This is a genomic window from uncultured Mycobacterium sp. (genome assembly GCF_964249325.1).
In the GTDB taxonomy this organism is placed as follows: domain Bacteria; phylum Actinomycetota; class Actinomycetes; order Mycobacteriales; family Mycobacteriaceae; genus Mycobacterium.
Map to the genome: position 1 here is coordinate 1 of NZ_CAXUCH010000193.1, position 8,519 is coordinate 8,519.

The 8,519-nt window shown below is 67.1% G+C and carries 9 protein-coding genes; 2 read left to right on the forward strand and 7 right to left on the reverse strand.

Annotation, left to right across the window (positions count from 1 at the left end; genetic code table 11):
• From ACFE99_RS19320 to rimP, 4 genes are all read right to left on the reverse strand, one after another.
• On the reverse strand, window positions 1-268 hold a 268-nt coding region (locus ACFE99_RS19320), incomplete at its 3' end, for a translation initiation factor IF-2 N-terminal domain-containing protein (protein WP_375488043.1).
• A gap of 67 nt (window positions 269-335) precedes the next feature.
• On the reverse strand, window positions 336-623 hold the full coding sequence (locus ACFE99_RS19325; RefSeq protein ID WP_375488044.1) for a YlxR family protein: 288 nt from the start codon (window positions 621-623) through the stop codon (window positions 336-338).
• 154 nt (window positions 624-777) lie between these two features.
• Window positions 778-1,821: a transcription termination factor NusA gene (gene nusA, locus ACFE99_RS19330; protein WP_375488045.1), complete on the reverse strand. Its 1,044-nt coding sequence runs from the start codon at window positions 1,819-1,821 to the stop codon at window positions 778-780.
• On the reverse strand, window positions 1,818-2,351 hold the full coding sequence (gene rimP / locus ACFE99_RS19335) for a ribosome maturation factor RimP (RefSeq protein ID WP_375488046.1): 534 nt from the start codon (window positions 2,349-2,351) through the stop codon (window positions 1,818-1,820). The genes nusA and rimP overlap by 4 nt, the downstream gene beginning before the upstream one ends.
• A gap of 210 nt (window positions 2,352-2,561) precedes the next feature.
• Between rimP and ACFE99_RS19340 the strand changes: the two genes are divergently transcribed.
• Entirely contained in the window at window positions 2,562-3,074 is a 513-nt protein-coding gene (locus ACFE99_RS19340) for a hypothetical protein (protein ID WP_375488047.1), read from the forward strand.
• Complete coding sequence (locus ACFE99_RS19345; protein ID WP_375488048.1) at window positions 3,071-3,553, forward strand: ferritin-like domain-containing protein; 483 nt, start codon at window positions 3,071-3,073, stop codon at window positions 3,551-3,553. The genes ACFE99_RS19340 and ACFE99_RS19345 overlap by 4 nt, the downstream gene beginning before the upstream one ends.
• A 162-nt stretch (window positions 3,554-3,715) precedes the next feature.
• Here the strand turns inward: ACFE99_RS19345 and ACFE99_RS19350 are convergent, their stop codons facing one another.
• From ACFE99_RS19350 to cobA, 3 genes are all read right to left on the reverse strand, one after another.
• Entirely contained in the window at window positions 3,716-5,464 is a 1,749-nt protein-coding gene (locus ACFE99_RS19350; protein ID WP_375488049.1) for a proline--tRNA ligase, read from the reverse strand.
• A 177-nt stretch (window positions 5,465-5,641) separates the two neighbouring features.
• The gene (locus tag ACFE99_RS19355) at window positions 5,642-7,222 is read right to left on the reverse strand and encodes an MFS transporter (RefSeq protein WP_375488050.1); all 1,581 of its coding nucleotides are present in this window, start codon (window positions 7,220-7,222) and stop codon (window positions 5,642-5,644) included.
• A 33-nt stretch (window positions 7,223-7,255) separates the two neighbouring features.
• A complete protein-coding gene (cobA, locus tag ACFE99_RS19360) occupies window positions 7,256-8,458 on the reverse strand; it encodes a uroporphyrinogen-III C-methyltransferase (protein WP_375488051.1) in 1,203 nt (400 codons plus the stop codon).
• Between the last annotated feature and the right edge of the window lie 61 nt (window positions 8,459-8,519).

An 8,519-nucleotide genomic window follows, 5' to 3' on the forward strand; every position in this document is an offset into this window, starting at 1 on the left:
GCTCCGTCGCCACTGCACCGTCGGAGCCGGCGCGCTTGGCTGCATCGACAGCACTCGCTTTGCCGTTGCCGCCGGCCTTGGCCGCGGCCTTCGCAGCAGCGGCTTTCCCACCGCCGAACGATTCACGCAGCCGACGCGCGACGGGCGCTTCCACCGTCGACGACGCCGATTTGACGAATTCGCCCTGTTCGCTTAGCCGGGCGAGAACTTCCTTACTGGTAACACCGAGTTCCTTGGCCAACTCGTGTACGCGGGCCTTGCCTGCCACTACTTCTCCTGTCCATGAGGCGACAGCGGTGGTGGGCCGCGCCTCGGGTATTAGCTATGACGCATGGTCATCGGGACTTCACGGTGTACTCATGTTCTTTGCTACCTGTTCTGTTGCCGCGGTGATCGAGCGTACTTAAAAAGTCCAAGTACTCGACCAGCGCGGAGGCGTCCGGTGAACCGGTGATGCGCAGCGCTCGGGCGAAGGCTCGCCGCCGGATCGCTTCCCGCGCGCATTGCGGAACGGGATGCAGCCACGCACCCCGCCCCGGAAGGGTACCTGCTGGATCAACGATCACGGCATATTTGCCGTTCCCGTCCGACACAGCTACCACGCGAAGCAGTTCGACGGCCAACTCTCGCTTTCGGCAGCCGACACATGTACGCACCGGTCCATCGGTGCGCCGATGCGCCGACCCCGAAGTCTCGCGCTGGATCACGGCACAGTCTACCGCCACCGCAGCCACACTCTGAACCACCCGGGAGGCTGCGCCCGCGCGGCGATCACGCTCAGCGGTCGTGCGCCATCCCGTGACTGGCGCCGTGGTCGGGTTGGCTCGCCGGATGCGCCGGTGTGTCGCCGCGGATGTCGATTCGCCAGCCGGTGAGCCGCGCCGCCAGCCTGGCGTTTTGCCCTTCCTTCCCGATGGCCAGCGACAGCTGGAAATCGGGCACCACCACCCGGGCGGCGTGCGCCGCCTCGTCGATCACCGACACCGAGACAACTTTCGCCGGCGACAATGCGTTGGCGACGAAACGGGCCGGGTCCTCGTCGTAGTCGATGATGTCGATCTTTTCCCCGGAAAGCTCGCTCATCACGTTGCGCACCCGCTGCCCCATCGGCCCGATGCAGGCGCCCTTGGCGTTCAAGCCCGGAACGTTCGACCGCACGGCGATCTTCGAGCGGTGGCCGGCTTCGCGGGCTACCGCGACGATCTCCACCGACCCGTCGGCGATTTCGGGAACTTCCAACGAGAACAGCTTGCGGACCAGGTTGGGGTGGGTGCGCGACAAGGTGATCACCGGTTCGCGGGCACCACGGGTCACCCCGACCACATAGCAGCGCAGCCGGTTGCCGTGCTCATAGGTCTCCCCGGGAACCTGTTCGGCGGCCGGGATCACACCCTCGGAGCCCTTGGTTTCACTGCCCAGCCGCACGACGACCAGACCGCGGGCATTGGCGCGGCTGTCGCGCTGGATCACCCCGGCGACGATCTCGCCCTCTCGGGTGGAGAACTCGCCGTAGTTGCGCTCGTTCTCGGCGTCCCGTAGCCGTTGCAGGATCACCTGGCGGGCAGTGGTGGCCGCGATCCGCCCGAATCCCTCAGGTGTGTCGTCCCATTCGCTCAGGACGTTGCCGTCCTCGTCGGTTTCGCGGGCGATTACCCGCACCACACCGGTTTTGCGGTCGATGTCGATTCGCGCGTCGGGCTGGTGTCCTTCGGTGTGCCGGTAGGCGGTGAGCAGCGCGGATTTGATGGTGTCGACGACGACGTCCACCGAAATGCCTTTGTCCGCTTCGATCGCGTGCAGCGCGGCCATGTCGATGTTCATGTCCCGGCCTCCGTTCCCGCGCCCATAGTCGCCAGCTCCAACTCTCGCTGGCTGGGCGGCGAAAACTCGACCTGCACAACGGCTTTCGCGATTTCGTCCAGCGAGACCTCGCGCACGGTCCAGTCGCGGCCACGGTCGTCGCGGACCACCAGCATGACCGTGCTGCCGTGCGTCTCGCCGACCCGACCGACCAGCTGCGATCCGTCTGCCAGTGTCAATTGAACCTTGCGGCCGCGCGCGCGCCGGAAGTGTTTCTCCCTGGTCAGCGGCCGTTCGACACCGGGCGAACTGACCTCGAGGACGTACTGACCTCGGATGCTTTCGACACGGTCCAGCAACCTCGATGCGGTATGTGACAACGCGGTGATGGTGTCTAGGTCAAGCGGTTCGTCGCCGTCGGCGATGACCGCAATCAGGGGCGGGCGGCGTCGCGTGTCGATGACGACGTCTTCGACCTCGTAACCGGCGCGCGCGAACTCTCCATCGAGTAGCTCGATTACCTCATTCTGCGAAGGCAGCCCCGTGGTCACGGCGAGCTCCTCATCTTGAGTTGTCCAGTCATCGGCTGGATGTCGCCGGATGGAGCGCCGCTGGCGACCCTCCGGCGCGCACCAGTCGGCGTTCCAGGGGAATCAGCTATCAACGATACGCCAGGAAACGCATCTCAGCGGCGATCGCAGCTGCCGGACCGCGACTCGTCCGGCGTCTTCGCGGCCGGCGAGCAATGGCAGGATGTTGCTGTGCCAAGCGCAGTGCCAGTCGTGAGCAGGAGACGCATACTGGTCGGCGGCGCCGCGTTTGCCGTGCTCGGGGCGGTCGCGTCGGCGTGCGGCTCTCCACCGCCCCCTCCCAATGTCGACGATCTGGAATCGCAGTCGAAGCTGGCGCGACACGACAGCGAACTGGCCGCCGCAACGGCCGCCGCGAGCGAGTCGCCGCAAATGGCCGCCGCGTTGCAGGAGGTAGCGGCGGAGCGTTCCCGGCATGCGGTGGAGCTGGAAACCGAGATTCAGCGCGTCACCGGGCGGACGACAACCACCTCGAGCCCATCGCCCAGCCCGACTCCCAGTCCGGCTGCGGCACCGCCGCCGTCGCTGGCCGATGTGGTCGACTCGCTGCGGACATCCGCCGACTCGGCCACTGGACTGGCGATCGCGTCGTCGGGCTATCGTGCCGGGCTGCTGGCATCGATCGCCGCCGCATGTACCGCGGCCTATACGGTCGCGCTGGTGCCGAAAGCGTCGACGCCGTGACGTCGGCCGAACCGACCCAAACCACCAGCACATCGGCCCGGCCGAGCGACCCCGAGGACGCCGCCCTGTGCGACGCGCTGGTCATCGAGCATTCGGTGGTCTACGGCTACGGCATCGTGTCGGCGCATAGCACGCCCGATCTCAACGCGATGGTCTCGGAAGCACTCAACCAGCATCGCCGGCGTCGCGACGCGGTGATCGCGATGCTGGCAGCGCGTTCGGTGACCGGGCCCGTCGCGGCTGCCGGCTATCAGCTGCCCTTCCCGGTGAACAACGCGACCGATGCCGCGCGCTTGGCGGTGCGGATGGAAAACGATGCGGCGGTCGCCTGGCGCGCTGCGGTCGAGCAGGCCAAAGCTCCGGATCGCCGCTCGTTCGCGATCACGGCGCTGACGCAAAGCGCGGTGATGGCGGCCCGGTGGAACCGGGTGCTGGGCGCCTGGCCGATGACCAAGGCGTTCCCGGGCGGCACCGAATAGGCGGTTTGGGCGTCGAGTCTGCGTTCACTGCATCGAGTCTGCGGCTGTGGCACCCAGCCTGCGGCCATGGCGGGCAATCCGCGCCGGCCCACGCCATAGGAGCAGACTCGACGCGCTCAGCGCAGGCTCGACGCGCTCAGCGCAGACTCGACAGGTCCGCGGTTAGCCGGATATCGCCGCCGTGACATCGGTGGCCAGCGAGACACCGACTGCCAGCTCGCGGGTTTGGCCGCTGAAGCGGTTGCGCAGCTCGACCACGCCGTCGGCCCAGCCCCGCCCCACCACCACGATCCACGGCACACCCAGCAGTTCGGCGTCCTTGAACTTCACCCCGGGCGACGCTTGGCGGTCGTCGAGCAGCACCTCGATGCCTAACCGGTCCAGGTCGGCGGCCAGACTGGTGGCCCCCGCGCGGGCCTCTGCGTCCTTGTTGGCGATCACCAGGTGCACGTCGAACGGCGAAACGCTGGACGGCCAGCGCAGGCCCAGCTCGTCGTGGTGCTGCTCGGCGATGACGGCCACCAGCCGGGACACCCCAATGCCGTACGAGCCCATGGTCAGCCGCACCGGTTTGCCGTCTTCGCCGAGCACGTCGACGGTGAAGGCATCGGTGTATTTGCGGCCGAGCTGGAAGATGTGGCCGATCTCGATGCCGCGGGCGGACACCAGCGGTCCGGCGCCGTCGGGAGAGGGGTCGCCGTCGCGCACTTCGGCGGCTTCGATGGTGCCGTCGGCGGTGAAGTCACGGCCGGCCACCAGCCCGACGACATGCTTGCGTTCCTCGTCGGCTCCGGTGATCCAACTGGTACCGTCGACCACCCGCGGGTCCACCAGATAGCGAATGCCGTTCTTGTGCAGTGCGTTTGGACCGATGTAGCCCTTCACCAGAAACGGGTGCTTGGAAAAGTCCTCGTCGTCGAGCAGCTTGTACTCGGCCGGGTCTAGCGCGGCGGCCAGCCGGCGGTCGTCGACCTCACGGTCGCCGGGCAGCCCGATGCCCAACAGCTCCCACTCCGCGCCCGGCCGGCGCACCTTGAGCATCACGTTCTTCAGGGTGTCGGCGGCGGTGACGGTGCGACCGAGGTTGGCGCCGTTGGCCCACTCGACCAGGGTGGCGATGGTCGGGGTGTCGCCGGTGTCGTACACCACCGGCGGCGGTAGCCCGTCGATAGGCAACGATTCCGGGCGCGAGGTGACCACGGCCTCGACGTTGGCGGCGTAACCGGATTCCACGCAGCGCACAAACGTGTCCTCGCCGGACGGGCTCTCGGCCAAAAACTCCTCTGAGGCGCTGCCGCCCATCGCTCCCGATACCGCCGACACGATGACATAGCGCACCTGCAACCGGTCGAACATGCGCTGGTAGGCCTCGCGGTGCGCGTGGTAGGCGGCTTTGAGCCCGGCGTCGTCGATGTCGAAGGAGTAGGAGTCTTTCATCAGGAATTCGCGGACCCGCAGGATGCCGGCACGCGGGCGAGGCTCGTCGCGGTACTTGTTCTGGATCTGGTAGAGCACCAACGGGAAGTCTTTGTAGGAGCTGTATTCGCCTTTGACGGTCAGGGCGAACAGCTCTTCGTGTGTCGGGCCGAGCAGATAGTCGTTGCCACGGCGATCCTTGAGGCGAAACACGCTCTCGCCGTATTCGGTCCACCGGTTTGTCGCCTCGTAGGGAGCTCGCGGCAGCAGCGCGGGGAACAGGATCTCCTGCCCACCGATCGCGTTCATCTCTTCGCGGACGACGCGCTCGATCTTGCGCAGCACCCTTAGGCCCAGCGGCAGCCAGCTGTACAGGCCAGGGCCGACCGGCCGGATATAGCCGGCGCGGATCAGCAGCTTGTGGCTGGGAACTTCGGCGTCGGCGGGATCGTCACGCAGCGTGCGCAAGAAGAGCTGGGACATCCGGGTGATCACAGCGGGCAAGCCTAGTCAAGCTTGAGGCGCTCCCCGGCGGTGCCTAGCGGGCGTCGGCTGAGGGGCGCCGCGCAGCCAGATTGCGGCCATAACCGCGAGACTGCGGTGACCGCGTGAATCCGCCGCGCTTGCGCTCGCCGTGAGCGCAGTCTCGATGGGATTACGTCAGCCGTCGGCTTACAGCTCTCCGGCCTCGAGGGCGTCTTTGACTTCTTGCGCGTGCGCCACTTGTGCCGCGGAGTAGCCGATCAGCAGCGCCGCGCCGCCGACGATGACCGCCACCCCCGCCACCCACAGCAGGCCGTAGGTGTAGCCGTGGTCGAGCGCATGCAACTGCGCGGCGTTCATGTATTTCACCGGGCCGGTGGTGCCGCCCAGGTAGAGGGTGCGCGAGGTGATGACGGCCTGGATGATGGCCAGCACCACTGGGCCGCCCAGGTTCTGCAGCATCAACACGATCGCTGAGGTCGGCCCGATCCGGTCGAATCCAACGCCGGCGATCGCCGACAGCGCCAACGGGACGACGATCAGGCCGATCCCGATCCCGCCGATGACGATCGGCATCACGAGGTTGGGGAAATACGGCATGCCCCCATTGAGGCTCGAGCCGTACAGCATCGCGCCCAGCACCAGCACACCGCCGGCTATCACCACCACGCGCGGCGGGAACCACGACACCAGCTGCGACGATGCGCCTAAGCCGATGCCCATCGCAATGGCAAACGGGATGAAGCCGACGCCTGCTCGCAGCGCGCTGTAGCCCATGATGTCCTGCACGTACAGGCCGATCAGCACAGTCAGCGTGAACAGCACGCCGCCGGCCAGGAAGATGGCCGCGAACGTGGCCAGCCGGTTGCGATCGAAGAACAGGTCGAAAGGCACGATCGGGTTCTCGGCCGTGCGCTCGACGATCGCGAACGCGATGAACGCGGCGACCGCCACCACACCAGACCCAATCGTGACGGTGGAAATCCACCCCTTTTCCGGGCCCTTCGAGAAGCCGAACACCGCCGCGGTACACACCACCGTGGCCAGCACGGCTCCCATCGCGTCGAGCTTCATCCGCTCCCTGTAGGTTTCCCGCAGCGTGATGCGGGCCAGGTACAGCATGACCAGCCCGATCGGCACGTTGACCAAAAACGCCAGCCGCCACGACACCTCGGTGAGCGCTCCGCCGACCACCAGGCCCATCACCGAGCCGACGCCGGTCATCGCGCCGAACACCGCCGTCGCGGCGTTGCGTGCCGGGCCCTTCGGGAAGGTGGTGGCGATCAGCGCCAGCGCCGTCGGCGAGGCGATCGCTGCGCCGATGCCTTGCAGCAGCCGGGCGATGACCAAGGTCGCCTCGTCCCAGGCGATGCCGCACAAAGCCGAGGCGATCGTGAACAACGCGACACCGACGAGGAAGGTGCGCTTGCGGCCGATGGTGTCGCCGAGGCGCCCACCCAGCAGCATCAGCCCGCCGAAGGTCAGCACATAAGCGGTGATCACCCAGCTTCGCCCGGCGTCGGACAGGCTCAGCTCGTTCTGAATCTTGGGAAGCGCGACGATCGCGATGGTGCCGTCCATGGTCGCCATCAACTGCATGCCGCCGATCGCGACAACCGCAGCGACGAACCGCCACGACGGCAACCATGTGGGCGAATACCTGCTCGTACGGTCCAAAGCATCCTGTCCGGAGCGCATCGGCACCGCCCGTTTCGGGACTTCTGTCATGGCGTGCCGGACTGCCCGCTCTGCATCGTTGAGAGCCGTCATAAGAAGCTACCCTACAGTATTCTTAAGAATCGCTTAAGCGCCGAATGCCGCCACGGCACCGATGACGATGATCGCGGGAGGGCGGATTCCCTCGGCGCGGATCTTCTCCGGCGCGTCTGCCAATGTGGCCCGCAACGTCCGCTGCGCGGCTGTCGTGCCGTGCTGAACCACCAGCACCGGCGTATCGGCAGGTCGGCCACCTTTCAACAGCACCTCGCTGAATTGCTCGATGCGCTCCACCGCCATCAGCAAAACGATGGTGCCCGTCATGGCCGCCAATGCATCCCAATTCACTAACGATTCGGGGTGCCCCGGCTCAATATGGCCGCTGACCACCACAAATTCGTGGCAGACGGCCCGGTGGGTGACCGGAACGCCCGCCAGCGCCGGCACCGCTGTGGCACTTGTCACACCCGGTACCACCGTCACCGGGATTCCGGCGTCGGTGCACGTCAGCAGTTCTTCGTAGCCGCGGGCGAAGACGAACGGGTCACCGCCTTTGAGGCGCACGACAAACTGGCCGGCCTTAGCCCGCTCGATCATGACGGCGTTGATGGCGTCTTGAGCCATGGCCCGCCCGTAGGGAATCTTGGCGGCGTCGATCACCTCGACGTGCGGGGGCAACTCGGCAAGTAGCTCTGGGGGTGCCAGCCGGTCGGCGACCACCACGTCGGCTTGGGCGAGCAGGCGCCGGCCGCGCACGGTGATCAGTTCCGGGTCGCCGGGGCCGCCGCCGACCAGTGCCACTCCACCCGGCACGACGTCGTCGGTGTCGGCGGTGATGACGCCTTGTTGCAGGGCTTCGCGGATGGCCGAGCGGATCGCTGCGGAGCGGCGGTGCTCGCCTCCGGCCAACACGCCCACCGACAGGCCGGCGTAGTCGAAGGTGGCCGGGGTGACTGCGGTGCCCTCGACGGCGATGTCTGCGCGCACACAGAAGATGTGCCGGCGCTCGGCCTCGGCGACGACCGCGGCGTTCACCGCCGGGTCGTCGGTGGCCGCGATAGCATACCAGGCTCCGTCCAGGTCGCCGTCGCGATAATCGCGCAGCGCCAAGGTGATTCCGCTCATCGCTTCGACGGCTCGGGTGGCGCTGCGGGTGATGACGTGCACGTTGGCTGCGCTGGCGATGAGCAGCGGAAGGCGGCGTTGGGCAACCGTGCCGCCACCGACGACGACGACCTTCTTGCCGGCCAGCCGCAAACCGACCAGGTAGGCATTCTCGGGTGTCGTCACCCGGCGAGTTTAGTGGCGATCGCAAGCGCGGCGCAGCCGGGCGCAGCGGGTCGCCACCATG